At 54.8% G+C, this 361-nt stretch carries 1 pseudogene; it reads left to right on the forward strand.

Going from position 1 to position 361, the window contains the following annotated elements:
• Positions 1-197: pseudogene (locus AAEY83_RS13325) on the forward strand (IS110 family transposase); the annotation flags it as partial.
• Positions 198-361: the final 164 nt, after the last annotated feature.

Below are 361 nucleotides of genomic sequence, written 5' to 3' on the forward strand. Positions count from 1 at the left end.
ACCCTGAGGCACGTCGATTGCTGCACAACGCTGCAATGGCGGCGAGCCGGACCTCGGTGTGGAAAGGGTTTTATGAGGCTATGAGAGGGCGTGGATTGAGCACTACCCAAGCACTGGTCGCACTAGCCCGCAAGCTTGCACGGGTGGTATTTGCTCTATTGAAAAACCAGAGCGAATACTCACCCAAAGGCGTTTAGGGGCTAGGCATGAACCATAGAATCTCCCACATTGCGATTGTGATTATCCAATAGCCATCCGGAGAACCCCGGACGCTGAATGCAAAACACCCCTCGTTTCCCACCGCGCCCCGATCGCGGCGGAGACGAACCTCAAACAAATGATTCGAGGGGAAACACTCATG

The organism is Psychrobacter sp. TB20-MNA-CIBAN-0197 (assembly GCF_040309765.1).
In the GTDB taxonomy this organism is placed as follows: domain Bacteria; phylum Pseudomonadota; class Gammaproteobacteria; order Pseudomonadales; family Moraxellaceae; genus Psychrobacter; species Psychrobacter submarinus.